This window comes from Priestia megaterium, from assembly GCF_023824195.1.
In the GTDB taxonomy this organism is placed as follows: Bacteria; Bacillota; Bacilli; order Bacillales; family Bacillaceae_H; genus Priestia; species Priestia megaterium_D.
The window spans coordinates 1334684-1360044 of sequence record NZ_CP085442.1 but is presented as its reverse complement, the minus strand read 5'-3'; the positions used below and the strand labels follow the sequence as shown (position 1 = coordinate 1360044).

Sequence of the window (25361 nt, the reverse complement as noted above, 5' to 3'; positions counted from 1 at the left end):
CTTATCCCACCATTCCCATTAAATATACGACCGTGAAAATAAAGACCCACACAACATCGATAAAGTGCCAGTATAAACTTGCGACATAATATTTAGGAGCGTTATATAAGTTTAACCCCCGCTTCGCATTTCGAATCATCAAAGAACCAATCCAAAGCAATCCGAACGTTACGTGAGCTCCGTGTGTCCCAACCAGCGCGTAGAAAGAAGAACCGAATGCGCTGCTTGTAAACGTATGTCCTTCATGAACATAATGCCTGAACTCATAAATTTCTAGTCCTAAAAAAGCTAAACCTAAAAGCCACGTAACGCCTAACCATAGCTGCATCTTTTTAAATTCAAAATTCTTCATATGATACATAGCATATACGCTTGTTAGTGAACTTGTTAATAAAATCATGGTGGCTGCAAAAACAAGCTTAATATCAAACAATTCTTCTGGCTTAGGTCCTGACATCGTTGAATTACGCAAAGCTAAATAAGTAGCAAAAAGTGAAGCAAACAAAACCGTCTCTCCGCCTAAAAAGAGCCAAAAGCCAGTAAATTTATTTTTCCCTTCAAGCGTTGCTTTTTCAGGCGAAGCAGGGAAAGTTTCAGCAGTTAGCTTTTGTTCAGTCTCCATTACATCTTCGCCTCCTTGTCATCATCAACTAAGTCTTCTTTGTGAATATGAAAGCCGTGATCATCAATCCATGAACGGAAGAACATCGATAAAAACATGACGATCATTCCGATAATCCCTACAATATCTCCCCACGCATGATCATTTCGATACAAAAAGCCAATCCCTGCAATAAACATTCCAAGCGATATCATAAATGGAATAAACGACGAGTTTGGCATATGAATATCACCAAGAGGTTCGGCTGGCGTCATTTCTTTATTTCCTGCCATTTTTTCAATCCAATATGCATCTAACCCGCGTACAAGCGGCGTTTGTTTAAAGTTATACTCTGGAGGCGGAGATGAAATAGCCCATTCTAATGTACGTCCGTCTCCCCAAGGGTCTCCTCCTACCTTTTGTCCTTTGGCAGTTGTTTTTATAATATTAACAAGTAAAATGAGCGTAGCAACCGCCATGAAAGCAGCTCCTGATGAACTGATTGCATTCCCAAGGTCGAGACCTTGATTAGGCAAGAACGTCCATACACGGCGAGGCATCCCCATTAGGCCTAAGAAATGCTGAATAAAGAATGTTAAGTGGAAACCAATCAAAAAGAGCCAGAACGTTGCTTTGCTTAACTTTTCATCTAACATCTTCCCAAACATTTTTGGCCACCAGTATGTGACACCTGCTAATATAGCGTATACGACACCGCCTACGATAACGTAATGGAAGTGGGCAACGATAAAATAAGAATCTTGAAATTGATAATCTGCAGGTGCTACAGCTGCCATAACTCCTGTTACTCCCCCGATAACAAATGATGGAATAAAGGCGACAGCATACAGCATTGGAGACGTAAACTCAATACTTCCTCCCCAAAGCGTAAACAACCAGTTAAAAATTTTAATTCCAGTTGGAACGGCGATAGCCATCGTAGCGACAGCAAAAATGGCATTTGCAATTGGACCAAGTCCGGTTGTAAACATGTGGTGAGCCCACACCATGAACCCTAAAAATCCGATTAATACGGTAGCAAAAACCATCGACGAGTAACCGAATAATCTCTTTCTTGAAAAAGTAGGTAAAATTTCAGAGAAAACACCAAACGCTGGAAGAATTAAAATATATACTTCCGGATGACCGAATATCCAGAAAAGGTGTTCCCATATAATGGTATTCCCGCCCATTGTGGCGTCAAAAAAGTTTCCCCCGAACAAGCGGTCAAAAATCATTAAAAACAATCCAACCGTCAGTGCTGGAAACGCAAACAAAATAAGAGCTGATGCAACAAACGTCGTCCACGTAAACAGCGGCATACGCATATAAGTCATACCTGGCGCCCTCATGTTAATGATTGTCACGAGAAAGTTGATACCTGAAATCAATGTCCCGGCTCCGGAAATCTGCAAACCTATCGCATAAAAATCAATTCCGTGACCAGGTGATGCAATAGACAGCGAAGCATATGATGTCCAACCTGCATCAGGTGCTCCTCCTAAAAACCAGCTTAGATTTAAAAAGAGTCCCCCAAAGGCAAACAACCAAAAACCTAACAAATTTAAAAATGGAAATGCTACATCCCGAGCTCCAATTTGCAGTGGAACAACTGCATTCATCATCGCAAAAAGAAGCGGCATTGCGGCTAAGAAAATCATCGTTGTTCCATGCATTGTTAAAATTTCATTATACGTTCCTGCACTGACAAAGTCATTGCTTGGTATAGCCAGCTGAATACGTATAAATAGCGCTTCCACTCCTCCGACTAGAAAAAAGATACCGCCGGCAATTAAATAAAGAATGGCGATTTTCTTATGGTCAACGGTTGTCATAAAGTCCCAAATTGTTCCACCTACACCCTTCTTTTGACTGAGTGTACTCATCGCTAAACCTCCCCTTTTAAAAACGACTGGACGTTTATTTTTCTTTTAAACTCATTAAATAGTCTGCTAGCTCATTCACTTGTTCATCTGTTAAGTCAGGATATGTACCACTCATCTTATTACCCGGCTTAACTTTTTCAGGGTCTTTTAACCATTTTTTGATATTTTCCTTGTTGTGAGGAAGCACTCCAGCTACACGCTCACGTTCAGAAAAACCGGCTAAGTTTGGTGCTTGACGAGCTTGCTCTGGACGATTATCTTTGACGTCAACAGCATGACATCCGATACAGCTTTCATTAAAGACCTCTTGACCAGCTTTTGCGGATGCTGTTTCTACATCAGGCTTTGCCTTTTTCAAATCTTTCGCCCACGCATCAAATTCATCGCTTGATACAGCCCGTACTTTAAAGTCCATAAGGGAATGAGATGGACCGCAAAGCTCAGCACATTTTCCGTAGAAAACCCCGTTAGCTTCCTTCGATTTTTTAGAATCAAACACTAGCCAGAATTTATTATCATTTTCTGTGTTAGCATCGAGCTTTCCTCCAACTGAAGGAATCCAGAATGAGTGCTTGACGTCAGAAGCTTTAATATTAAAGTAGACTTTTTTATCCGTTGGAACAACTAGATCTTGCGATGTAATAATTTTTTGATTAGGATACTCAAATTCCCACCAGTACAAGTTAGCGCGTACATTTACTACGACAGCATCTTTGTCCTTCATTCCTTTTACATCCGCTAGCTTAAATGTTGAGATGACCGTTGGAACAGTCAAAATAATCAGCAGCAAGATAGGAATCACTGTCCATATAATTTCTAACTTTCTGCTTCCCTCTACTTGCTTTGGAATCACATTTTCTTCGCCTTTACGACGACGAAAGCGCAGAATAACAAATATAAAGATAATGGTGACAACAATAATAACTAAAACCATGATGGCTGTACTAAGCAGCATAAGCGAATATTGTTCTTCAGCTACCTCACCTGCAGGCTTAAGTGTTGACAAAAACGGTTTTCCACAGGCCGATAACACGAATGCAAGCAGCGTAAATAACGACAAAACACGAAAGTTCAATCGCCATTTTTTCATACCATTCCCCAACCTCTCTTTCATTGACGTGATTTCATCTATGCCCTCTTGAGCATAAAACTTATTCCTTCTATAATGAATTCTACATGTAGAAGAAATCCCCCTTGTGCAGTGCCGCATTCAGTGAAAGATTTTATCTAGGCAAAAAGCGTTGCGACAATCATTGAGACAAATAAAATAGTTAAATAGTTTAGTGAGTAGACAAACATCATGCTAGCCCACTTTGTGTCTTCTTGTTTATTGTATTGAGCAAATCCTAAAAATAGCCATCCTATGTTTAAAACAGTGGCCAAAATTAGAAATGGAGTACCTAATTCGTATAAATAAAGAGGTAATGGCAACAAACAAGCAATCCAAATGAGAATCTGTCGTTTTGTAAGCTCAAAACCGTGCACAACAGGCAACATAGGGATTCCCGCTGCTCGGTATTCTTCACATCTTCGCATAGCAAGAGCTAGAAAGTGAGGCGGCTGCCAAATAAACATGATTAGAAATAATACCCAAGCCACTACGTGTAAATTGGGATCGATAGCGGCCCATCCAATTAAAGGCGGGACAGCGCCTGATATACTTCCGATTACTGTATTAATTGTGTATAGTCTTTTGGACCACATGGTGTAAAAAACTACATATGTAAGTATTCCTGCTAATCCGATGAGAGCGGCTACGGAAGAAACAACTAGTAGCATAAGCAAGCCGGTTAACGTAAAACCGATTCCAATCCCAAGGACCGTCCAAGGTGTAAAACTCCCTGTCACTGTAGGTCGTCCCTTTGTTCGTTCCATTAGAGGGTCAATGTCACGATCTATGTAATTGTTCAAACTGCATGAACCGGCGATGATAAGTGAAGAACCTATTAAAGTAAAAAATGCTTTATCCAGGTTTTCTAAGAAGTGTTGTTCGTTGAAGAAAAGAGCTAGCCAAAAACCAGTAAAGGTGGTGATGAAATTTGAGTTGACTATTCCAATTTTAATCGTAGCTAAAAAATCTGACCAAATGGAACTATTTTCGCTTACATGAGCTGTGTTAGGCGATGCAGAAAGCGTTGAATCTTCCACCATTTTTGAATCTTCCATGGCGCTTCCTCCTTTACTCATCCACAGACTTTTATCTAGTAAATAAAGAGTCTATAAATGAAGGCGTTTTCAACATATTTTTACAAAAATCTCCTCTTTGTTCACAAAGAAGGCATATTCCTCTCACCAAAACTACTTAAAAGCTTCACATGTAAACGATAAAATAGTAGAGAAATATCTATTTCTCATGTTTATTAAACCATATTTTGCCGTTACTTTGTGAAGAATTCATGAAAAAAATATGGATTTTTTTTGTCATGAGCTAAATGCATGTCCCTGTCACTTGTTAAAAGATATTTCTGCAAGTAAAATAGTTTTCTGTACGGTACCTTTTACATATCTGCAGAGTCAAACTCATGAACAAACCTTACACTTTCTACCATTATAACAAATTCAATCAAGTTTATGGAGAATAAATAAAATTTATGTTTAATATACAAAAAGATTAGGATAAATTGTTTAGCTCGTTATATTACTTACTTTGCTTTTAGGATGGTGATTATTGTGCGACTTGGATTAAAATTTTTATCCGTTGTGACGAGCATGGCCATGTTGCTTATTCTACTTGGCGGTGCCCTTGTTACGAAAACTGGTTCAGCAGACGGGTGCGGAGATTCTTGGCCTCTGTGTAACGGACAGCTCATTCCTGACCCTTTAACATTTGAAACCGTTGTTGAATTAAGCCACCGCTTAGTTTCTGGCGTGTCGGGCTTTCTTGTCCTCGCTTTATGCGTATGGGCATGGATTTCACTAGGGCATATAAAAGAAGTTAGACCTTTAGCGTTTATCTCTTTTTTCTTCCTAGTACTGCAAGCATTAATTGGGGCCGCTGCCGTTATGTGGGGGCAGTCAGATGCAGTGCTTGCTCTTCATTTTGGTATTTCTCTTATTTCGTTTGCTTCTGTGCTGCTGTTAACACTTATTATCTTTGAAGTGGATCAAAAGCTCGATGCAACTAATATGCAGCTAGGCTCTAAAATGAAAAAACATATTTACGGGGTTATCTTGTACACATATGCCGTTGTGTACACAGGCGCGCTTGTTCGCCATAAAGAAGCTAGCTTAGCTTGTCCAGACGTTCCATTTTGTTCACACGGAAACGGTTGGCTACCTGTTGATTTGAATCAGTGGATTCAAATGGGACATCGATTCGCTGCTGTTTTAACGTTTGTATGGATTTTAGCTGCCTTTATCCATGCAGTTAAATATTATCGTCATCAAAAAAATATTTTTTACGGATGGTTAGCTGCCCTCATTCTAGTTATTTTTCAGGCAGTTTCCGGTATGCTTGTTGTTGTCACACGTTTGCAGCTAGAGCTCGCGCTTGCTCATTCTTTAATTATCTCTTTCCTATTCGGTGTATTAAGCTACTTAACCTTACTTGCAACGCGTCATACACATAATTGATCAAAAAAGGTACGAGCTCAGAGCTCGTACCTTTTTTGATTAGCTTTCTAATTCAATTAATAAATCTCCCGGCTGGATGCCATCTCCATTCGACACGTGTACTTGTTTAATCACGCCGTCAAATGGTGCTTGCACGGTTGTTTCCATTTTCATTGCTTCTGTGATCATTAAGTGATCACCTTTTGAGACTTTATCGCCTTTTTCTACTACTACTCGAATAACGGTTCCAGGCATTGAAGCGCCGATGTGGGCCGGATTTCCTTGGTCGGCTTTTTGTTTTGCCGTAACGGTTGTTTTGACACTTTCGTCTTTAATCACGACTTCACGAGGCTGACCGTTCAATTCAAAGTATACTGTTCGCGTACCGTCTGCCTGCGGTTCTCCAATGGATACAAGGCGAACAATTAAGGTTTTTCCTTTTTCAATCTCAATTTCAACCTCTTCTCCTAAACGCATGCCGTATAGGAAAGTCGGTGTATCAAGAACAGAAATGTCCCCGTATTGTTCGACTGCTTTATGATAATCCATAAATACTTTTGGATACAGCGCATAAGCAATGGCATCAAAACTCGTTACTTGGCGATTTAAGTCTTTAAATAGCTTTTCTTTCACTGCATCGAAGTCCACATCTTCTAACAGTTCTCCAGGACGAACTGTAATAGGTTTTCTGCCTTTTAGAATGATGCGCTGAAGCTCTTTAGGGAATCCTCCGTGAGGCTGCCCTAAATACCCTTCAAACAATTCAATAACTGAATCCGGGAAGTCAAGCGTTTCACCGCGCTCAAACAGCGTTTCTTCTGTCAAGTTGTTTTGAACCATAAACAATGCCATATCTCCAACTACTTTTGATGATGGCGTAACTTTTACAATATCACCAAATAACAAATTCACGCGTGAATACATATCTTTTACTTCATCCCAGCGGTTTCCTAAACCAACTGCTTTTGCTTGTTGCTGTAAGTTGCTATATTGACCGCCTGGCATTTCATGCTCGTACACTTCCGTATGAGGAGCGTTCATGCCGCTTTCGAAGTCTTGGTAATATTTTCGCACGTCTTCCCAATAGTAAGAAAGCTCTTCTAGATTTTTAATATCTAGATTTGGTCTGCGGTCCGCACCTTCTAATGCGTAATAAAGAGAGTTAGCACTTGGCTGAGACGTTAAGCCTGCCATTGAGCTTACGGCTACGTCTACAATGTCTACACCTGCTTCAATTGCTTTTGCATACGTGTATACACCGTTTCCGCTTGTATCATGCGTATGAAGGTGGATTGGAATATCAACCGTTTCTTTTAGAGCCGATACTAAATCATAAGCTGCCTGTGGTTTTAAAAGACCCGCCATATCTTTAATGCCCAGGATATGTGCTCCAGACTGCTCAAGCTCTTTTGCTAAGTTTTTGTAGTAATCCAAATCATACTTACGGCGCGTCGGATCTAAAATATCACCTGTATAACACATCGCTGCTTCTGCAATCTTTCCTGTTTGACGAACGGAGTCAATTGCAAGAGTCATTCCTTGCACCCAGTTTAAGCTGTCAAAGATACGGAAAACATCAATACCTGCATAAGCTGATTTTTCAACAAATTCCTTAATTACATTATCAGGATAGTTTTTATATCCAACCGCATTTGACGCGCGAAGAAGCATTTGGAAAAGAACGTTTGGCGCTTGTTGACGCAAAGTAAGCAAGCGATCCCACGGATCTTCTTTTAAGAATCGATAAGCGACATCAAACGTTGCTCCCCCCCACATTTCCATAGAAAATAAATCTGGAAGCAAGCGTGCAGTTGGGTTAGCTACTTGTTTTAAGTCGTTTGTACGAATACGCGTTGCTAAAAGAGACTGATGGCCATCACGGAAGGTTGTATCCGTTAATAGCACTTCCTTGCGTTCTTTTACCCAATTTACTAGCCCTTCAGCGCCTTTTTCATCTAAAATCTGCTTTGTTCCGTTTTGAATTGGTTGGCTTATATCCACACTCGGAACGCGCGGTTTCGTAAAGATTGGCTTTTTCTTTTCCGATACACCTGGGAATCCGTTTACCGTAACATTCCCAATGTATGTAAGCATTTTAGTTCCGCGGTCTTTTCGCTTCGGGAAAACAAAAAGTTCAGGCGTTGTATCAATAAATGATGTATCATAAGCCCCTGTTAAGAACTTATCATGTTTTACTACATTTTCAAGGAACGGAATATTTGTTTTAATTCCACGAATACGAAACTCTTTTAAGTTCCGCACCATTTTTGATGCTGCTTGATCGAATGTTAATGCCCATGTTGTTACTTTTACTAACAGTGAATCATAATAAGGCGTAATTACAGCACCTTGGAAGCTGTTTCCCGTATCTAAGCGTACGCCAAAACCGCCACCAGAACGATAAGCCATAATCTTACCCGTATCCGGCATAAAATTGTTTAACGGATCTTCTGTCGTTACACGAGATTGAATCGCATATCCATGTACGTGAATTTGATCTTGTGCAGGAATGGACACTTCCTTGCTGTGAAGCGCGTAGCCGTCTGCAATTAAAATTTGCGATTGAACGATATCAATACCTGTAATCATTTCAGTAATTGTGTGCTCTACTTGAACACGCGGATTTACTTCAATAAAATAAAAATCGTTTCCTGATACTAAAAATTCTACTGTACCAGCATTTATGTACTGCACTTTTTCCATCAGCTGCACAGCTGCTTCACAAATGCGGAAACGTAAGTCTTCATCTATAGAAACACTTGGTGCTACTTCTACTACTTTTTGGTGACGACGCTGCACAGAACAGTCGCGTTCATAAAGATGCACAACATTTCCTTGTTCATCACCTAAAATTTGCACTTCAATATGTTTTGGGTTTTCAACTAATTTCTCGACATACACTTCATCATTACCAAAAGCCGCTTTTGCTTCTGATTTGGCACGATCATACGATTCTTTCAGGCTATCTGCATCGCGAACGATACGCATGCCTCGACCGCCTCCGCCCAAAGCCGCTTTGATCATTAGAGGATATCCATGCTGATTAGCAAATTCTTTTGCTTCGTCAATTGAATCAATAGGACCATCCGTACCAGGAATAACGGGAATATCTGCTTGAATAGCCTGATGACGTGCTTTTACTTTATCGCCAAACATATCAAGATGCTTGGATTTTGGGCCAATAAAAATAATGCCTTCTTCTTCGCAACGTTTCGCAAATTGGATATTTTCTGACAAAAAACCATAGCCAGGGTGAATAGCATCTACATCATGAGACTTAGCAATGTCGATGATGCCTTCTATATCTAAATAAGCATCAATCGGTTTTTTCTCCGCTCCTACTAAATAGGCTTCATCCGCTTTGTAACGGTGATAAGAACCTGCATCTTCCTTAGAATAAATTGCAACAGTCCGAATATTCAGTTCAGTACATGCTCGAAATACACGAATCGCAATTTCTCCTCGGTTTGCTACTAATACTTTTTTGATTTTTTTAGTTACAAAACTCATGTTGCTAATCTCCTCTCAATTTCGTATAAACTTCAATATATAGCAAAATTGGATAAAAGAAAAGCAAAAATCAATGGAAAATGATAAAATTCCAATAAATTTTTGCTTTTTTTACACAATTTTTTCACGAAAATCAATCGCTTATTGTTGATGTATTGTTCGGATGTAGCACAATATTTTCCGTATTTTTCTGTTTTTTATTTTGATAATTTACGAAAAATGAGATATTTACAATAATTCCCATAGATACCATCAGCGTTAGCAGCGAAGACCCTCCGTAACTGATAAACGGAAGCGTGACGCCGGTAATCGGAATGAGTCCCGTAAGCCCTCCAAGGTTAATGCCTGTTTGAATACCTATCATACTGGCTACTCCAATACAAATCATGCTAGCAAACGGATCCTGAGATTTTTTAGCCAGCATTAAAATCCTGAAAATTAAGAAGCCTAAAAGGCCCAGCACGAGCATAACTCCAAAGAACCCTAATTCTTCTGCAATAATAGCCATAATGAAATCGGTATGGGGCTCCGGAAGATAACCATACTTTTGTACACTTTCTCCTAAGCCAAGGCCTTTTAAGCCTCCTGTACCTATTGCTAAATATGAATTAACCAGCTGATAACCGGTTCCTTGAGCATTGGCAAACGGATCTGATGCACCGGTAAAACGGCCAATTCGATTGGCAGTAAACTGACCTGTAAAAAAACCAATCGTAATAATTACTGTAAGCAAAATGATACCTAGTGCTAGCATGCGGAAAAGGGTTTTTTTAGAGATTCCCGAACACAGCATAATGGTAACGGCAATAGCAAAAATAATTGATCCCGTTCCAAGGTCAGGCTGAATAGCTACAAAACCTAATATTAGAAATACAAGACCCATAGGTCCAAAAAAAGCTTTTTTGATGTTGTCAATATACTCTTGCCTTTTAGACAAAACATACGATAAGTATAAAATGACAACAAGCTTGGCATACTCAGCCGGCTGCATGTTTGCCCCGCCAAGCTGCAGCCAACTTTGCGCATTGTTACTCGTATGCCCCATTACAAACACAAGCAAAAGCAGTACAAAAATGCCCAGAATCGCATAAGGCAGTATTTTAGGATACAGCTTGTAAGGTGTTAGCATTGTTAAAATGAACAATACAAGCGTAAAAGCAAGCCACATTTTTTGTCTGTTGTAAAAGAAATCACTTGACGTATGATATCTTGTAATACTTACAATCATACTTGAACTGTAAACCATAACTAGTCCAACCGCACAAAGAAGCAGCACTGGAATTACAATTGAATAGTCAAAATGCCTAAATATTTTTTTTACCATAACCCTCTTCCTTTAAAAATGACGTGTTTCTGTTTCGTTTCATCTTTTATGTACAAATTTGAGTAAATTAGGAAATTTCAACCACCTGTAATAAAAAACTCAAACTACGTTTGTATATAGTTTGAGTTTCGATCGCGTGATTTTTATTTTTTTGTAAACGCTTCATGCAGTGCAGAAAGTTCACGCTCGAGGCGGTCTAGCAATGTTTTTCCAACACGTTCATCAATTAAACCAAGACGAACTGCAAAATCAATTTCTCTTGATAAACCAAACATTTGTGTATCTAAAACCTCTTCATAAAGAGGACATTGTGGCATTGTTAAGTTATCCATTTGAACTTGAATTAATTGCAAAATCTTATCTGCATCAGCTTTTAACAACGCATACGCTTTTTCACGATGATCTATCATTGTCTCAGGCGTCAAACTCAATCCCTCCGTTCGCGAGCGATTACCTAATCTATCTCTCAATTTTAAAGGCTATGCTCCAAAAAAGCAAGGATAAACATGTCCGTGAGGCTGGCCGTCTTTTTTATACTGTTACTTTCTCAAAACCATTACCATAGATGTAGGAAATTTCGCACTTTCGTTGACTTTTATATTATATCATACGAGAATCACTCTCAACTAAATTTTTTCATCAAAGTGACAAATAAGTAGAAAGCGCTTATACTTTTAGCAAGGGGGCATTTATGATGAATTCAATTATTATGTTAAAAGGAAAAGTAAAATATACGCTGACACTCGATCCAAGCGTGTGGATTTTCGATGACCGCAAGTCCGATATGGACGTTTTCTTTGAACATCCACCGGAGCAAAAAGACGAGACAGAAGCGTACACAAAGGCTGTTTCGAAGCATTGGGACCGTGAAATTCAAGAAGGAGCCGTCTTTCCTCCTACGTTAAAAACCGAAAAGAAATTCAAAAAACAAGAGCTAGTAAATGGAACATTTGGCATTTTATTTGCACCTTTTCTAGCAAACGCTTCTCCTACTGAAGAAGCTACCAACGTTTCATTTAAAACAAAAGATGCGCTGATTTCTTTTTCATTAGAAGAAGCGCAAAAACTAATCTTTGGTTTCAGCCAAGATGGAAAGCCTCTTAGAGAAGATGGACCTATCTATGTCTATTTACCTGACGGATCTAACCGAAATAACCCTATTAAATATGTGGAAGAAATCATCGTTACATAATAAAAAAGCGGGGTTCCAAAAGGAACCCCGCTTTTTTTAAAGAATATCAGCTGCTAATTGTGCTAGCCCGGAGCGCTCTCCTTTGATTAACCGAACGTGGCCCGATACTTTTTGTTCTTTAAACTTTTCAACTACGTACGTTAATCCGTTGTTATACTCATCTAAATAAGGATGATCAATTTGAGCTGGATCTCCCATAAGCACAATTTTACTCTTTTCCCCTACCCTTGTTAAAATTGTTTTAATTTCATGCTTCGTTAAATTTTGCGCTTCATCAATAATAATGAACTGCTCCGGAATGCTTCGGCCTCTTATATACGTCAAGGCTTCCACTTCTATTGAACTGAGCCCCGCTAGAATCGCATCCAGTTCTCCAGGTTTTTTAGTGTTGAATAAGTACTCTAGGTTATCATAAATTGGTTGCATCCATGGACGAAGCTTCTCCTGCTTTTCTCCCGGCAAGAATCCAATATCTTTCCCTAAAGGAACAATTGGACGAGCTACAAGTAGCTTTTTAAAACACCCTAAATCTTCCGTCTGCATAAGTCCTGAAGCTAAAGCAAGCAGCGTTTTACCCGTACCTGCCTTTCCAATTAACGTGACCAGTTGAACGTCGTCTCTAAGAAGAAGTTCTAAAGCCATAATTTGCTGAACATTTCGAGGTTTGATTCCCCAGATATGATCATATTCAAATAAAAGCTTTTTTACTTTCGTTGTTGTTTGATCGACAATGCCGATGGCCGATCCGGATCCCCCAAATGCATCTTTCATCACTAAGAATTGATTTGCAAAAAAGGAGTGGTTCGCAATTTGAGACGCTAGCAGCTCCCCTTTTTCGTAAAATTGACTCAGTAGTTCTTTTGCAATATAGACTTCTGAAAAGCCTGTATAAATACTATTGAATTCCACTACTCGATCACTTAAAAAATCTTCTGCTCTTAAACCGATTGCGTCAGCCTTCACACGTACCAACACATCTTTACTCACTAGTATCACTTCACGTCCATCTTCTTTTGTTTCCTCTTCAAGGGATAGATTTTTAGCAACAGCTAAAATTCGATTATCATTTGTTTTTTCCACAAAGATTTCTTGAAGCTGTTGAAAAGAGCGATGATTGAGTTCAATTCGCAAATGGCCCCCATTTTCTAAAGGGATTTTCTCATATAACTTTCCATGCTGTCTCAAGTTATCAATGAGTTTGGATACCTGCCTTGCATTTCGTCCGACTTCATCCATATTTCTTTTTTTCGAATCAACTTCTTCTAGCACAACAGCCGGAATCACTACTTCGTTATCATCAAATGAAAAAATTGAATGCGGATCTTGTAATAAAACATTCGTATCTAATACATAAATTTTTCCCAATAATTCAGCCTCCTACTCCGATTGTTTTTCCTGTAAGGAGTGAAACAAGGCACCCATCCATTTATATACTATGTAACGCACATGTGTGAAGTGACCTTAAATGGACGGACCATTTTCTTTAAATATATGAACACGTGTATAAAGATAGAAGAACTATTAGAAACTAAATACAAATTACTACAAAAAATGAGTCATTCATAAGGAGGAGTCTCCCACATGAACAAATTTTTTCTATCCATTAGCTTATGTTTTATTACACTAACCGGCTGTAACAATAACCAAGCAGACGTTGAAGAAGGGCAAAAAACAGATCGAATTGTACAGGTCAAAAATTCATCTCCTGAACGCTCTCACAAGCGTACTGCTAATGAAATATCAGCGCATTTAGTTGAACTGGCTTCAAGCGTTCCGAATGTAAACGATGCTACTGCCATTGTGCTCGGTAAGTATGCCATCGTAGGCATTGACGTCGGCAAAGATATTGATCGTTCAGAAGTAAGTTCAATCAAATATACAGTTGCCGAAGGTCTGAAAGCTGATCCGTACGGCGCTAATTCTGTTGTTATTGCAGATCCTGATACGGTCGCTCGGCTAAAACAAATTGGAAATGAAATTCGCAAAGGTCGGCCGGTTACAGGATTTTTAGATGAATTAGCAGCCATTGTGAACCGAGTAATGCCTGAATTTGCAGAAGAAATCCGCCGAAATCCTAGTTCAACAGATACAAACAATCAAAAATTAAATAATAAACAAGAGCAAAATTTAAAGAATGAGCAGGAAAAACAATCTAATAATCATCTTCAAAAAAATGAATAAGAAAGTCGCTTAGCGGCAGGCTGCTGCTAAGCTTTTTTTATCGCTTCAATTACTTGCTTATCGAGTTTAGCGGCTGCTACTGGATCATAGGTCTTTTCATATGAAGGGTTTACTGAAATCTTAGAGCCATAGAACATAACATCTCTTACTTCATTAATATCTAGTTCAATTAGCGTCAGCTTTAAAGCTACTCCTTCTAACTTTTCTTGCAATACCTCAGCTATTCCGCTGATTGAGTAGCATGATTCATTAGCAAGAATATTTACCACTGCTTTATTCGTATGTTTAATGTTTTCTACAATCCTCGATTTGACATCTACGGCAAATCGAATTTTTTGTTTAGTCGGAGCTACTAACCACGAAATGGCACTAACATTTGGACCGTTTGTTTCAAAATCAATAGTTGAAATGGTTGCAAATCTCTCTGTCTGTAGCTCATCGTATAATGCATCTACTAATTGAGTCTCGACTTCGTTGGCCATTTTCATCCCTCCTACTGTTTATGTACTTACTAGTTACTATCTTCGAGCTAACAAGCAAAATTACCTGCTTCTTTAGGAATGTTTTCCTATCGTTCCTTTTCTACTGAGAGATAGCACCGCAAAAAAACTTTATAAAACAAGAATTTTCGGCTAGAATGATGTATAGAGAAGTTGAGGTGATAGAAATGAGAGTACAATGTGTCATGTGCGATAAAATCGAAACAATTGAGGATGAAACGCTCGTGGCAAAACGACTGCGCAACCGTCCTATCCATACATATATGTGCAATGAATGTTCTGAACGGATTGAAAAACGAACAAAAGAACGCATAGCTACTGGTAACTTTAAACTATATGAGTCGAAAAAGACAGAGGAGGATTGGTAAGGTGCTCCGATTAGGAATAAGTATTGGCATTTTAAGCGGGATTATCCTTGGGTTATGTTTAAAATGGATAGAATGGCTAACCGGCAAACAAGTTTATACCCTTTTATTAAATGTTGATTTTATTCCTATCATCGGCCCTATTCAATGGCCTGAATGGATAGAGTTTGTTTTTCATTTATTCATTGCCGTTGCAATTGGGATCGTTTTTGTTTACATAGTAGGTAAATTAAATAATATGTCTATTCGAAAAATCGTATTGTGTTCCTTTTTATTAACACTTCCAACCATTCCTTTGTATTTTCCGTTGACGCTGCTTGCGCTCAAGCCTACGCCTGCGGTGGATGATGCAGTAGCGATTTTTTATTGGACAGCTGGTCATTTAATTTTCGCAGCCGCTCTTGTCTTCGGCTATATCATACTAAAAAGACGCTTGTAGCTACAAGCGTCTTTTTATGTAGTCTTTTATGAACCCAACGTGGAGTTTTGCTTCTTAGCCTGATACAGCCGTATTTTATAAATAATCAATACAAGAGCTGCAACCACAAGCCCTTCAGCTACAGGTAAAAAAATGCCTAAAAACGTTAAGATCGTACATCCAAAAGCTAAAAATAGATAAATAACCACAGATTTTAAAAGCGGCAGCTTCTTTGCAAACCCGAGTTTGTACACGAGAACAGATAGCCCTAAAATGGTAAAGTATAACAGCCACATTCCTATTTTTGCATGTTCATCTACTTGATACAGAGCAGCAAAAAATGAAAGGTGTTCTTTTACATCCATATTTCTTCCCCCTATTCCTTACTTTACATTATTCGATATAAGCCACCTTTTTCCTTTCCAAATCCCTTCTTTATAAAACGCTTTCAAAAATAGAAAATTCTGATATAATAGATAAAAAACAAGCCGCTAGCAGATAGAGCTAACGACTTACTTTTTTTATTATTTTGTGTCAGCGTATTTTTTCTTTTTCGCTGCTTTTTCACGCTCATTTTTATCAAGAATTTTTTTACGTAGACGAATAGATTCTGGTGTGATTTCACAATATTCATCTTCGTTTAAATATTCAAGTGATTGCTCTAGAGACATAATACGAGGTTTTTTCATACCTGTTGTTTGATCTTTATTAGCAGAACGCATATTCGTCATTTGCTTCATTTTACAGATGTTAACAACGATATCATTTTCACGAGTGTGTTCTCCTACGATCATACCTTCGTATACTTCTGTACCTGGCTCAACGAAAATTGTACCGCGGTCTTCTACGCCTTGGATTCCATAAGTAGATGATTTACCGCTTTCCATAGAAACAAGCACACCTTGACGGCGACCTCCAACTTGACCTTGCTGCATTGGTTGGTAGCTATCAAATGAATGGTTAATGATACCGAATCCACGAGTTAACGATAAGAACTCAGTTGTATAACCGATTAAACCACGTGCAGGAACCATAAAGATCAAACGAACTTGACCGCTGCCGTTGTTAATCATATCAACCATTTCACCTTTACGAGCACCCATTGATTCCATAATAGAACCCGTATGTTCTTCAGGCACGTCGATTTGAACACGTTCAACTGGCTCACAGCGAACGCCATCAATTTCACGAACGATTACTTCAGGTTTTGATACTTGAATCTCATATCCTTCACGACGCATATTTTCAATTAAAATAGATAAATGAAGTTCTCCACGTCCTGAAACGACCCATACATCCGGTGAATCAGTATTTTCCACGCGTAAACTTACATCTGTCTCAAGTTCAGACATTAAGCGCTCTTCAATTTTACGAGATGTAACAAACTTACCTTCACGACCAGCAAACGGTGAATTGTTTACTAAGAACGTCATTTGTAAAGTAGGTTCATCAATACGTAAAATTGGCAGTGCATCTTGGTGGTCAAACGGACATACTGTTTCACCTACGTTGATGTCTTCCATTCCTGATACAGCGATCAAGTCTCCTGCTTTTGCTTCTTCGATTTCAACACGCTTTAAGCCTAGGAAACCGAATAATTTTGTTACGCGGAATTGTTTTACCGTACCGTCAAGCTTCATTAATGCAACTTGCTGGCCTACTTTCATTGTTCCGCGGAATACGCGACCTACACCGATACGACCAAGATAGTCATTGTAGTCAAGCATTGCCACTTGGAATTGAAGTGGTTCGTCGCTGTTGTCTACTGGTGCTGGAATGTGCTCAATGATTGAGTCAAATAGAGATGACATGTTCTCATCTTGCTTTTCAGGGTTCGTGCTAGCTGTTCCGTTGATTGCTGAAGCATAAACAACAGGGAACTCAATTTGTTCCTCGCTTGCACCTAGTTCAATAAATAAGTCAATTACTTCATCAACTACTTCAGTTGGACGAGCAAAGTCACGGTCGATTTTGTTAACAACAACAATCGGCGTTAAGTTTTGCTCTAATGCTTTTTTCAATACAAAGCGCGTTTGAGGCATACATCCTTCGTATGCATCTACTACAAGTAGAACACCGTCTACCATTTTCATAATACGCTCAACTTCTCCACCGAAGTCAGCATGTCCTGGCGTATCCATGATGTTGATACGCGTATCTTTATAATTAATAGCTGTGTTTTTCGCTAAAATTGTAATTCCACGCTCACGCTCAAGGTCATTTGAATCCATCGCACGTTCTTCAACATGCTCATTAGTACGGAATGTTCCGGACTGATGTAATAATTTATCTACTAACGTTGTTTTCCCATGGTCTACATGGGCAATAATGGCAATATTACGTAAATCTTTACGAATGTTCACGCATTTCACTCCTATGCTTGTAATAACTAAGCTATTATATCACACTAACTCTAGAATTGCCGAATGATTTTGTTGTACACTATAAATATCCGTTACAAATGGGAGGAATCAACATGAGAAACATTAAGTGGGTATTCGTTTTATATGCATTCATTGCAACTGCAGCAATTATGTCAATTGGCATATTTATCGGAGAAGGAAGCGCTCTCGGGGTCATTTTAGCTATCGTAGCTTTAATTGTTGTAATGGGCCTTGGCTTTACGACTAAGAAAAAAATGCGAGAAAAAGGGCAGCTGTAATTTTTTTGCGATGATTGAAAGCGTCATGGCCATTTGCAAGATCAAAATGGTTCATGACGTTTTTTCATCACAAAATTCTTTGACTACACGTAAGTCTTCACTTCTATTTTATTTATTCCACTTTCCTTCAAGGTACGTACGAAAGATTTCGTCATGTAATGTTGGTTTGCTTACAAATACACTGCTTTTTTCCAGAATCTCTAACGGCTTTCCTTCTAAATCCGTCATAACTCCTCCAACTTCTTCAATCAATACTTTACCGGCAGCAAAGTCCCATGGAGCCAAACGTAAAGTAATGTATCCATCCAAGCGTCCAGCCGCTACGTAAGCAAGCTCAATAGCTGCGGATCCATATGAACGGGTCCCTCTTACTTTACGCACAAGCGGACTTAATACGGAAGGATCAATACGACGGTTCTCCGTCACCCATGTTGCATTTAGGCTAATAATAGCTTGTTCAACTGGTACAGGTTCAAGTTTCGGCAATTGGATGTCATTCATAAACGCGCCCTGTCCTTTTAAAGCATGATACAGCTCATTATGAATAACATCATAAATATAACCTGCTTGTCCTACACCATTTTCAAATATACCGATGGAAATAGCAAAATTCCGCTGCTGATGAACAAAGTTCATCGTACCGTCGATTGGATCGATAATCCAAATTGTTCCTTCTTCTGATTCCAGCTCTTCTCCATATCCTTCTTCTCCGAGAATATGATGTTCCGGAAAGGTTTCATTGATTTTCGAGATAAAAAACTGTTCAATTTCTTTATCCATATTTGTTACTAAATCATTTGGATTTGATTTCGTTTGAATGAGAAGTTCTTTACTAAACGACTGTTGAATTTTTTGTCCAGCTTCTTTTAGCCACTCTTTAACGTATGTATCAATTTCTTTCCAGCGTTGTGTCATCTCAATTCCCCCTCAAAAATACGTCTCTTATTTAAGCTTAAAAAAACCTCTGCAAGATGTCAATTAACAGAGCACGTGGGAGAAGAACTGCCGCTTCTTCTCCCACGTGCTCTGTTACCACTTATGAATCTGCTCATTCAGTTTAATCCTTTTTTACAGTTTACCCTTATTTGTTCTATTTTATTCCCGTATCTGCTACTGAAGAGATATCATTTCTTCACGAAGTTTCTCGAGCTTTCGCTTACATTTTTGTTTTTGTTCCTCATTATTCTCCATCATGGCTTCATATAACGTCGCTAACTCGTAATCTAACTCCAAACGAATTACACCTAATCTTTTTTGTCCATCATTCTTCTTATACATATTCACCACTTGTTTCATGTTTCAAACACCCCTCTCAAATTATTGAACCTGCTTATAGAAAACTAAATTTTCAGATATTTTGATTGATATAGTCTATGTCGAAACCTAATCTCATGCAACTAAATTGTGTGATTACCTATAAAAAAATGATAGACACGTTTTGACAAGCATATGCGAATTAATTGGTGTTTATGCTTTTCATGTGGTAGAATCTTCGCGTAAATCATACTTACTTGCATAGATGCACAGCAGCTATACATATTCACTAAAAAACGGAGGTTTCACATGGCATTCTCAGGATTTTCACAAGATGACTTTAACGTATTCCGTATCGAGGGGCTTGATGCACGTATGGAAGCCATCAAGACAACGATACGCCCAAAATTCGAACAATTGAGCAATCATTTTGCTCCTACTCTTTCTTCACTTTGTGGAGATGAAATGTTCGTACACATTGCCAAACATGCACGAAGAACAGTTAACCCGCCAGCAGATACGTGGGTAGCCTTTGCTAACAGTAAACGCGGGTATAAAAAGCTCCCTCATTTTCAAATTGGCCTTTGGGAAACACACGTCTTTGTGTGGTTCGCCGTCATTTACGAATCACCTATTAAAGAACAATTTGGAAAGCTGCTAAAACAAAACATTGAGGAGATTCGTCAAAATATCCCAACCTCGTTTGTTTGGTCGAAAGATCATACAAAACCTGATAGTGAAAAAATGGGCGACTTATCTTCTGAAGACTTAGAGAGTTTGTTTGAACGTCTAGAGACGGTTAAAAAAGCTGAGATCCTATGCGGCATTACAATTCCAAAAGAAGAAGCGATTGCAATGAACGGCGAAGAATGGATAGCTCGTATTGAACAAACATTTCATACGGTAACTCCATTATATGAACTAACTAAAAAAGCATATGCATAATTTTAACGAATTGATATAAAAAAAATGGAGCCAAGCTTGGCTCCATTTTTTACATTTTTATGATGTCTCCAGAAGAAGCAGCCTTTGCTTTTTGAATCGTTCGATAAGAAGAGTATTTGCTTTGGTCTTCAAAATCGTTACAGATTGTTTTTTCTTCTGCTTTACTTGGCACAATTTCTTTAAATCGACGATAGACTGCCATTAGGTGATCACGCTCAATACCTTTTTCATAAGCTCGTTCAATGCTTTCAAAAAACTTCACTACATCAATAATTTCTTCTGTACTCCAATCAAGGGAGATAGGGTATTGATATTCCACTTCTCATCACTCCATTTATTTCTTCAATCTATGTATATCTATATTCTTAACTCTATCACAATCTATAATGTACACAAAATTTATTCTCTTTTCACACAAAAGAATTTCTCCTTTTTTTTCTTTTTATTTTCTCTTTAAAATATCTTTGCAAATGGGTTAATAAGTGCTATAATTCTTTTGTTTTATGGGGATTTTCAAAACATAAAGAACTATAAAATAATGAGTAATAAGCAGTTTACAATTACTTGTATTTTTTTAACTGAAAATTGTATTTATATTATCAAACAGTAGTAAACATACACGTTTCATTCATTTATATAATGGTTAAAATCAAGAAAACTGCCGAGTAGAATTTCTGTTGAATTTCTTTTATAAAAAAAGGTCTAATATTTTAATATGTAGAATTCAACAGCCACTAGTTTTTGGTATATAAAATTGAATGCTGTAATTTGATAAAAAAACAATCAAAGTCCCTCTAAGCTTTGCTTAGAGGGACTGACAATTTATGATAAAAGAGGTGTATAGCAAAGTTGTCTTCTCAATTTTCAACTCCATTATTTACTGGATTGGTTAATCACGCTAAAAAAAACCCAACACAATTCCATATCCCTGGACATAAAAAAGGAAATGGAATGGATCCTGAATTCCGCTCATTTATTGGCGATGATGCTTTATCTATTGATTTAATTAATATCGGTCCTCTTGATGACCTTCACCAGCCAAAAGGCATTATCAAACAAGCGCAGGATTTAGCTGCAGAAGCATTTGGTGCTGACCATACTTTTTTCTCTGTTCAAGGAACGAGCGGAGCAATTATGGCAATGGTTATGGCGACATGTGGACCTGGAGATAAAATTATCGTTCCTAGAAACGTGCATAAATCTGTTATGAGTGCGATTGTTTTTTCAGGAGCTACGCCTATTTTTATTCATCCTGAAATTGACGAAAATCTTGGCATTTCTCACGGTATTACATCGGACTCTGTAGAAAAAGCCTTAAAGCAGCACCCTGAAGCAAAAGCAGTGCTTGTTATCAATCCAACTTACTTTGGAATTTCCGGAGACCTTCGTAAAATCGTAGAAATTGCCCACTCGTATCAAGTGCCTGTACTTGTTGATGAAGCTCACGGCGTTCATATTCACTTCCATGATGATTTGCCTCTGTCTGCTATGCAGGCCGGTGCAGATATGGCAGCAACAAGCGTGCATAAATTAGGCGGCTCTATGACGCAAAGTTCAATTCTAAACATACGCGAAGGCTTAATTTCTCCAAAACGTGTACAGTCTATTTTAAGCATGCTGACAACAACATCAACATCTTATCTGCTGCTGGCTTCTTTAGATGTTGCACGAAAACGTTTAGCTACAGAAGGAAAAGAGCTGGCTGAACGTGCAATTTCTCTTGCTGAAAAAGCACGAAAAGAAATTAATACAATTGAGCATATCCGATGTATAGGCAGAGAAATTTTAGGCACAAAAGCTACGTATGATTTAGACCCTACTAAATTAATTATTTCTGTTTCAGATTTAGGAATTACGGGCTATGACGTAGAAAAATGGATGCGTGAAGCTCATAATATCGAAGTTGAAATGTCTGACCTTTATAATATTCTATGTATTATCACGCCTGGAGATACAGAAGAAGATCTGTCACGTCTGGTCACAGCTCTGCGTGAGTTATCTGTAAAATTCCATAATCTTTCTGAGACAACGGCAAAACCGGCTATTTTATTGCCTGATATTCCTGTATTGGCTTTAACACCTCGTGATGCTTTTTACGCTGAAACAGAAGTCGTACCTTTTCATGAATCGGCAGGCCGTATTATTGCGGAATTTGTGATGGTCTACCCTCCTGGTATTCCTATTTTTATTCCTGGGGAAATCATCACTGAGGAAAATTTAACCTACATTGAAACAAACTTAGAGGCAGGTTTACCAGTGCAGGGTCCGGAAGATTTTGAATTAAAAACATTTCGTGTCATTAAAGAACATAAAGCAATTCAATAAAAAAAAAGGTGCGGAACTTCGCACCTTTTTTTATTGAATTAATCTAAATCTTCATCTGCTTTTTGACATTCTCCGCTTTTACATGTTGAGTATAATCGCGTCACTTTCTCATCTTCGAAATGATCAATTGTGCAGTTACATGTTTGACATACGATTGTTCCCATTTTGTAAACTCCCCTTTAATCGTCTTTTTTTGTAAGCGTTTTACAACTCTTGATATTATATTATTATGTCACATTAAATATGTCAACAACTAATTAGTATGTCACATTAAAATATTTTTCTCATAAATGTCCTATTTATTTTTAAAAGAGCTGAACGCTTATCAGCATTTATATTAAAGAAGAAGCGGTATTGAAAAAAGAAAAGAAAACGGTGTAGGATAAAAAAGGAGATTGAGACATGACTAAATCACCCCAATCCAAAGACAAGTAAATTGGATAAATGGGCTGGTATAGATCACTTGTTACACGGCAGTTGATTTCTGTGCAAGACTTCGCTTTCTGCGGATGGCCGATGAGCCTCTTCGTCGCATACGCTCCTGGAGGGTCTCACCTATTCCGCTTTTCCCGCAGGAGTCTTCACCATGCCCTCCCATCAACAGCTAGAAGCAATTACACACATGAAACCTACGTTCACCATACCAATAAAAAAATCCGGACGTTTTACCAATAATATTGATTAATCGTCCGGATTTCCTTTCAACTAAAATACTTTTGTCCCAGCCTCTTTTTTACCCCATTTTACGCCGTACAAAATAAAATTAGTTGATAACATGTCAAGCAGACAGCTGAAGTGGTACCTGTCATCATAAGCGCCAGTCTTTTAGATTTGACGTTCATTTCTGCTATACCGTAAGCTAAATAAGCAAATACTAAAAATAAAATAATTTTAGATGTCAATTGATCACGTTTTGATAGCAATTCAACCAGTGAATAGCCCATCCAAATAACAATGTGTAAGCTCCAAACGAAATACGTCTTCATAGCTCCTTCGCCGCCTTTTCATTCGTTATCCAAAAGAGCAATTTTTTTATCTAGCTATAAGAAAAGCACGTCCCACTTCATATGTATGCGTCTAAAGCTCATTTAAGACTGCCTCAGCGCTTTTTACATGATTCTTTCAGAAATATACCCACCAGCAGCAAAACTGTCTGACAAGCATCTGATGCTTGATGAGAACTGTTTTCATCAAAAAAAAGCTGATGCATACGCATCAGCTTTTTAAAAACATTATTTTACAATGTGAATTGGGCTTCCAATAGCTACTTCAGCAGCTTCCATTGTGATTTCACCTAATGTTGGGTGAGCGTGAATTGTTAATGCGATATCTTCAGCTGTTACGCCAGCTTCGATAGCAAGACCAAGCTCAGCAATCATGTCAGATGCGCTAGGTCCAGCGATTTGAGCACCAACAACTACTCCGTCTTCTTTACGAGTGATAAGCTTCAAGAAGCCTTCTGCAGCGTTAAGTGCAAGCGCACGTCCGTTAGCAGCAAATGGGAATTTAGAAGCTTTAACAGCTAATCCTTCTTCTTTCGCTTGTGCTTCAGTATAACCTACAGATGCAAGCTCAGGCTCAGAGAATACAACTGCTGGAATTCCTAAGTAGTCAATTTCCGCAGGTTCGCCAGCGATTACTTCAGCTGCGATTTTACCTTCGTAAGAAGCTTTGTGTGCAAGTGGTGGTCCAGTTACGATATCACCAATTGCAAAGATGTTGCTTACAGATGTACGAGTTTGGTTATCGATTTCGATAAGACCACGGTCAGTCATTTTAACGCCAACTTGCTCAAGACCAAGCTCATCAGTGTTAGGACGACGACCTACAGTAACTAATACGTAGTCAGCATCGATTACTTTTGACTCTCCGCCTACTTCAAACGTAACTTGTACGCCGTCAGCAGTTTCTTCAACACCTTTAGCCATTGCTTTTGTATAGATTTCAACGTTTCCTTTTTTCTTAAGGTTACGTTTAACAAGTGAACTCATTTGTTTTTCAAAACCAGCTAAGATTTCATCAGCAGCTTCTACAAATGTAACTTCTGTACCGAAGTTAGCAAAAGCAGTACCAAGCTCAGTACCGATGTAACCTCCGCCGATTACAACTAATTTTTTAGGAACTTCTTTAAGCGCTAATGCACCTGTAGAGTTGATTACGCGCTCAGAGAATTTGAATCCAGGGATCTCGATTGGACGAGAACCAGTTGCAAGGATAGCATTTTTGAATTTGTACGTTTGTGCAGAATTTTCATCCATTACACGTACAGTTTCGCTGTCAACGAAGTAAGCTTCACCTTTTACGATGTCAACTTTGTTACCTTTAAGAAGGCCTTCAACACCGCCAGTAAGTTTGTTTACAACGCCGTTTTTGAATTCTTGAACTTTAGAGAAATCAACTGTTACATTCTCAGCGATAATCCCCATGTCTTCAGAATGTTTAGCGTGTTCAAAACGGTGACCTGCAGCGATTAATGCTTTTGAAGGAATACAACCAACGTTTAAGCATACGCCTCCAAGGTTACCTTTTTCTACGATTGTAACTTTTTGACCTAATTGAGCTGCACGAATTGCTGCAACATAGCCACCAGGGCCAGCACCAATGACAAGAGTATCAGTTTCGATTGGGAAATCTCCTACTACCATT

At 38.5% G+C, this 25361-nt stretch carries 26 protein-coding genes; 8 read left to right on the top strand and 18 right to left on the bottom strand.

The genetic code is table 11. From position 1 onward, the window contains the following. Position 1: 1 nt before the first annotated feature. From ctaE to cyoE, 4 genes are all read right to left on the bottom strand, one after another. A complete protein-coding gene (gene ctaE / locus LIS78_RS06935; protein ID WP_013056081.1) occupies positions 2 to 622 on the bottom strand; it encodes a cytochrome c oxidase subunit III in 621 nt (206 codons plus the stop codon). Next, a complete protein-coding gene (ctaD, locus tag LIS78_RS06930) occupies positions 622 to 2487 on the bottom strand; it encodes a cytochrome c oxidase subunit I (RefSeq protein WP_013082312.1) in 1866 nt (621 codons plus the stop codon). The genes ctaE and ctaD overlap by 1 nt, the downstream gene beginning before the upstream one ends. 34 nt (positions 2488 to 2521) lie before the next feature. Further along, positions 2522 to 3577 (bottom strand): cytochrome c oxidase subunit II, encoded by a 1056-nt coding sequence (coxB, locus tag LIS78_RS06925; protein WP_252284867.1) that lies wholly within the window; start codon positions 3575 to 3577, stop codon positions 2522 to 2524. Between the two features lie 137 nt (positions 3578 to 3714). Next, on the bottom strand, positions 3715 to 4653 hold the full coding sequence (gene cyoE / locus LIS78_RS06920) for a heme o synthase (RefSeq protein WP_252284866.1): 939 nt from the start codon (positions 4651 to 4653) through the stop codon (positions 3715 to 3717). Positions 4654 to 5157: 504 nt separating this feature from the next. Between cyoE and LIS78_RS06915 the strand changes: the two genes are divergently transcribed. Continuing rightward, entirely contained in the window at positions 5158 to 6060 is a 903-nt protein-coding gene (locus tag LIS78_RS06915) for a COX15/CtaA family protein (RefSeq protein ID WP_252284865.1), read from the top strand. A 39-nt stretch (positions 6061 to 6099) separates the two neighbouring features. Here the strand turns inward: LIS78_RS06915 and pyc are convergent, their stop codons facing one another. From pyc to LIS78_RS06900, 3 genes are all read right to left on the bottom strand, one after another. Continuing rightward, positions 6100 to 9549 (bottom strand): pyruvate carboxylase, encoded by a 3450-nt coding sequence (pyc, locus tag LIS78_RS06910; RefSeq protein WP_252284864.1) that lies wholly within the window; start codon positions 9547 to 9549, stop codon positions 6100 to 6102. A 133-nt stretch (positions 9550 to 9682) separates the two neighbouring features. Beyond that, positions 9683 to 10873 (bottom strand): FtsW/RodA/SpoVE family cell cycle protein, encoded by a 1191-nt coding sequence (locus LIS78_RS06905; protein WP_252284863.1) that lies wholly within the window; start codon positions 10871 to 10873, stop codon positions 9683 to 9685. A gap of 143 nt (positions 10874 to 11016) precedes the next feature. Beyond that, positions 11017 to 11283, bottom strand: a complete 267-nt coding sequence (locus LIS78_RS06900) for an Fpa/YlaN family protein (protein ID WP_370506486.1) — start codon at positions 11281 to 11283, stop codon at positions 11017 to 11019. Positions 11284 to 11564: 281 nt separating this feature from the next. On the opposite strand from LIS78_RS06900, the gene LIS78_RS06895 reads away from it, so the two are divergent. Further along, positions 11565 to 12065, top strand: coding sequence for a peptidyl-prolyl cis-trans isomerase (locus LIS78_RS06895; RefSeq protein WP_195780789.1), 501 nt, complete (start codon positions 11565 to 11567; stop codon positions 12063 to 12065). 36 nt (positions 12066 to 12101) lie between these two features. On the opposite strand, the gene LIS78_RS06890 is transcribed toward LIS78_RS06895, so the two are convergent. After that, entirely contained in the window at positions 12102 to 13430 is a 1329-nt protein-coding gene (locus LIS78_RS06890) for a PhoH family protein (protein WP_195780790.1), read from the bottom strand. Positions 13431 to 13646: 216 nt separating this feature from the next. Here LIS78_RS06890 and LIS78_RS06885 point away from each other — a divergent pair, with 216 nt between their 5' ends. Then, positions 13647 to 14246 (top strand): YhcN/YlaJ family sporulation lipoprotein, encoded by a 600-nt coding sequence (locus LIS78_RS06885; protein WP_013056071.1) that lies wholly within the window; start codon positions 13647 to 13649, stop codon positions 14244 to 14246. Between the two features lie 26 nt (positions 14247 to 14272). Here the strand turns inward: LIS78_RS06885 and LIS78_RS06880 are convergent, their stop codons facing one another. After that, positions 14273 to 14728, bottom strand: coding sequence for a pyridoxamine 5'-phosphate oxidase family protein (locus LIS78_RS06880; RefSeq protein WP_195780791.1), 456 nt, complete (start codon positions 14726 to 14728; stop codon positions 14273 to 14275). A gap of 185 nt (positions 14729 to 14913) precedes the next feature. Between LIS78_RS06880 and LIS78_RS06875 the strand changes: the two genes are divergently transcribed. After that, positions 14914 to 15114 (top strand): YlaI family protein, encoded by a 201-nt coding sequence (locus LIS78_RS06875; protein ID WP_013056069.1) that lies wholly within the window; start codon positions 14914 to 14916, stop codon positions 15112 to 15114. Between the two features lies 1 nt (position 15115). Beyond that, on the top strand, positions 15116 to 15550 hold the full coding sequence (locus LIS78_RS06870; protein ID WP_195780792.1) for a hypothetical protein: 435 nt from the start codon (positions 15116 to 15118) through the stop codon (positions 15548 to 15550). A gap of 26 nt (positions 15551 to 15576) precedes the next feature. On the opposite strand, the gene LIS78_RS06865 is transcribed toward LIS78_RS06870, so the two are convergent. Then, complete coding sequence (locus LIS78_RS06865) at positions 15577 to 15894, bottom strand: YlaH-like family protein (protein WP_013056067.1); 318 nt, start codon at positions 15892 to 15894, stop codon at positions 15577 to 15579. Positions 15895 to 16053: 159 nt separating this feature from the next. Then, positions 16054 to 17892 (bottom strand): translational GTPase TypA, encoded by a 1839-nt coding sequence (gene typA / locus LIS78_RS06860; protein WP_013056066.1) that lies wholly within the window; start codon positions 17890 to 17892, stop codon positions 16054 to 16056. A gap of 113 nt (positions 17893 to 18005) precedes the next feature. Here typA and LIS78_RS06855 point away from each other — a divergent pair, with 113 nt between their 5' ends. Continuing rightward, complete coding sequence (locus LIS78_RS06855; RefSeq protein WP_028414104.1) at positions 18006 to 18191, top strand: YlaF family protein; 186 nt, start codon at positions 18006 to 18008, stop codon at positions 18189 to 18191. Between the two features lie 108 nt (positions 18192 to 18299). Here LIS78_RS06855 and LIS78_RS06850 read toward each other — a convergent pair whose 3' ends face one another. Both LIS78_RS06850 and LIS78_RS06845 read right to left on the bottom strand, forming a co-directional pair. Then, on the bottom strand, positions 18300 to 19106 hold the full coding sequence (locus LIS78_RS06850) for an inositol monophosphatase family protein (RefSeq protein WP_016763440.1): 807 nt from the start codon (positions 19104 to 19106) through the stop codon (positions 18300 to 18302). 195 nt (positions 19107 to 19301) lie between these two features. Continuing rightward, on the bottom strand, positions 19302 to 19487 hold the full coding sequence (locus LIS78_RS06845; RefSeq protein WP_013056063.1) for a YkzI domain-containing protein: 186 nt from the start codon (positions 19485 to 19487) through the stop codon (positions 19302 to 19304). A 267-nt stretch (positions 19488 to 19754) separates the two neighbouring features. Between LIS78_RS06845 and LIS78_RS06840 the strand changes: the two genes are divergently transcribed. Further along, positions 19755 to 20390 carry a YktB family protein gene (locus tag LIS78_RS06840; RefSeq protein ID WP_195780794.1) on the top strand — a complete coding sequence of 212 codons (636 nt, stop codon included), beginning with the start codon at positions 19755 to 19757 and terminating at the stop codon, positions 20388 to 20390. A 49-nt stretch (positions 20391 to 20439) separates the two neighbouring features. On the opposite strand, the gene LIS78_RS06835 is transcribed toward LIS78_RS06840, so the two are convergent. Next, entirely contained in the window at positions 20440 to 20709 is a 270-nt protein-coding gene (locus LIS78_RS06835; RefSeq protein WP_013056061.1) for a UPF0223 family protein, read from the bottom strand. Positions 20710 to 21239: 530 nt separating this feature from the next. Between LIS78_RS06835 and LIS78_RS06830 the strand changes: the two genes are divergently transcribed. After that, a complete protein-coding gene (locus tag LIS78_RS06830) occupies positions 21240 to 22715 on the top strand; it encodes an aminotransferase class I/II-fold pyridoxal phosphate-dependent enzyme (RefSeq protein WP_280640305.1) in 1476 nt (491 codons plus the stop codon). Between the two features lie 38 nt (positions 22716 to 22753). Here LIS78_RS06830 and LIS78_RS06825 read toward each other — a convergent pair whose 3' ends face one another. The 4 genes from LIS78_RS06825 to lpdA all read right to left on the bottom strand — a co-directional run bounded on the left by LIS78_RS06825 (position 22754) and on the right by lpdA (position 25360). Next, complete coding sequence (locus LIS78_RS06825) at positions 22754 to 22879, bottom strand: GapA-binding peptide SR1P (RefSeq protein WP_013056059.1); 126 nt, start codon at positions 22877 to 22879, stop codon at positions 22754 to 22756. A gap of 302 nt (positions 22880 to 23181) precedes the next feature. Beyond that, positions 23182 to 23316: a hypothetical protein gene (locus tag LIS78_RS31290; RefSeq protein ID WP_268241105.1), complete on the bottom strand. Its 135-nt coding sequence runs from the start codon at positions 23314 to 23316 to the stop codon at positions 23182 to 23184. Between the two features lie 142 nt (positions 23317 to 23458). Continuing rightward, the gene (locus tag LIS78_RS06820; RefSeq protein WP_016763437.1) at positions 23459 to 23701 is read right to left on the bottom strand and encodes a hypothetical protein; all 243 of its coding nucleotides are present in this window, start codon (positions 23699 to 23701) and stop codon (positions 23459 to 23461) included. 246 nt (positions 23702 to 23947) lie between these two features. Then, on the bottom strand, positions 23948 to 25360 hold the full coding sequence (gene lpdA / locus LIS78_RS06815; protein ID WP_013082295.1) for a dihydrolipoyl dehydrogenase: 1413 nt from the start codon (positions 25358 to 25360) through the stop codon (positions 23948 to 23950). Between the last annotated feature and the right edge of the window lies 1 nt (position 25361).

What these genes read in the sequence shown, in the direction of transcription:
- lpdA (WP_013082295.1), bottom strand. Translation starts at nt 25,360, where the DNA reads ATGGTAGTAGGAGATTTCCCAATCGAAACTGATACTCTTGTCATTGGT.
- LIS78_RS06865 (WP_013056067.1), bottom strand. Translation starts at nt 15,894, where the DNA reads ATGGATGTAAAAGAACACCTTTCATTTTTTGCTGCTCTGTATCAAGTA.
- LIS78_RS06825 (WP_013056059.1), bottom strand. Translation starts at nt 22,879, where the DNA reads ATGGGAACAATCGTATGTCAAACATGTAACTGCACAATTGATCATTTC.
- coxB (WP_252284867.1), bottom strand. Translation starts at nt 3,577, where the DNA reads ATGAAAAAATGGCGATTGAACTTTCGTGTTTTGTCGTTATTTACGCTG.
- LIS78_RS06820 (WP_016763437.1), bottom strand. Translation starts at nt 23,701, where the DNA reads ATGAAGACGTATTTCGTTTGGAGCTTACACATTGTTATTTGGATGGGC.
- ctaD (WP_013082312.1), bottom strand. Translation starts at nt 2,487, where the DNA reads ATGAGTACACTCAGTCAAAAGAAGGGTGTAGGTGGAACAATTTGGGAC.
- LIS78_RS06895 (WP_195780789.1), top strand. Translation starts at nt 11,565, where the DNA reads ATGATGAATTCAATTATTATGTTAAAAGGAAAAGTAAAATATACGCTG.
- LIS78_RS06880 (WP_195780791.1), bottom strand. Translation starts at nt 14,728, where the DNA reads ATGGCCAACGAAGTCGAGACTCAATTAGTAGATGCATTATACGATGAG.
- LIS78_RS06850 (WP_016763440.1), bottom strand. Translation starts at nt 19,106, where the DNA reads ATGACACAACGCTGGAAAGAAATTGATACATACGTTAAAGAGTGGCTA.
- LIS78_RS06855 (WP_028414104.1), top strand. Translation starts at nt 18,006, where the DNA reads ATGAGAAACATTAAGTGGGTATTCGTTTTATATGCATTCATTGCAACT.
- LIS78_RS06905 (WP_252284863.1), bottom strand. Translation starts at nt 10,873, where the DNA reads ATGGTAAAAAAAATATTTAGGCATTTTGACTATTCAATTGTAATTCCA.
- pyc (WP_252284864.1), bottom strand. Translation starts at nt 9,549, where the DNA reads ATGAGTTTTGTAACTAAAAAAATCAAAAAAGTATTAGTAGCAAACCGA.
- LIS78_RS06885 (WP_013056071.1), top strand. Translation starts at nt 13,647, where the DNA reads ATGAACAAATTTTTTCTATCCATTAGCTTATGTTTTATTACACTAACC.
- LIS78_RS06900 (WP_370506486.1), bottom strand. Translation starts at nt 11,283, where the DNA reads ATGATAGATCATCGTGAAAAAGCGTATGCGTTGTTAAAAGCTGATGCA.
- LIS78_RS06840 (WP_195780794.1), top strand. Translation starts at nt 19,755, where the DNA reads ATGGCATTCTCAGGATTTTCACAAGATGACTTTAACGTATTCCGTATC.
- LIS78_RS06845 (WP_013056063.1), bottom strand. Translation starts at nt 19,487, where the DNA reads ATGAAACAAGTGGTGAATATGTATAAGAAGAATGATGGACAAAAAAGA.
- LIS78_RS06875 (WP_013056069.1), top strand. Translation starts at nt 14,914, where the DNA reads ATGAGAGTACAATGTGTCATGTGCGATAAAATCGAAACAATTGAGGAT.
- cyoE (WP_252284866.1), bottom strand. Translation starts at nt 4,653, where the DNA reads ATGGAAGATTCAAAAATGGTGGAAGATTCAACGCTTTCTGCATCGCCT.
- ctaE (WP_013056081.1), bottom strand. Translation starts at nt 622, where the DNA reads ATGGAGACTGAACAAAAGCTAACTGCTGAAACTTTCCCTGCTTCGCCT.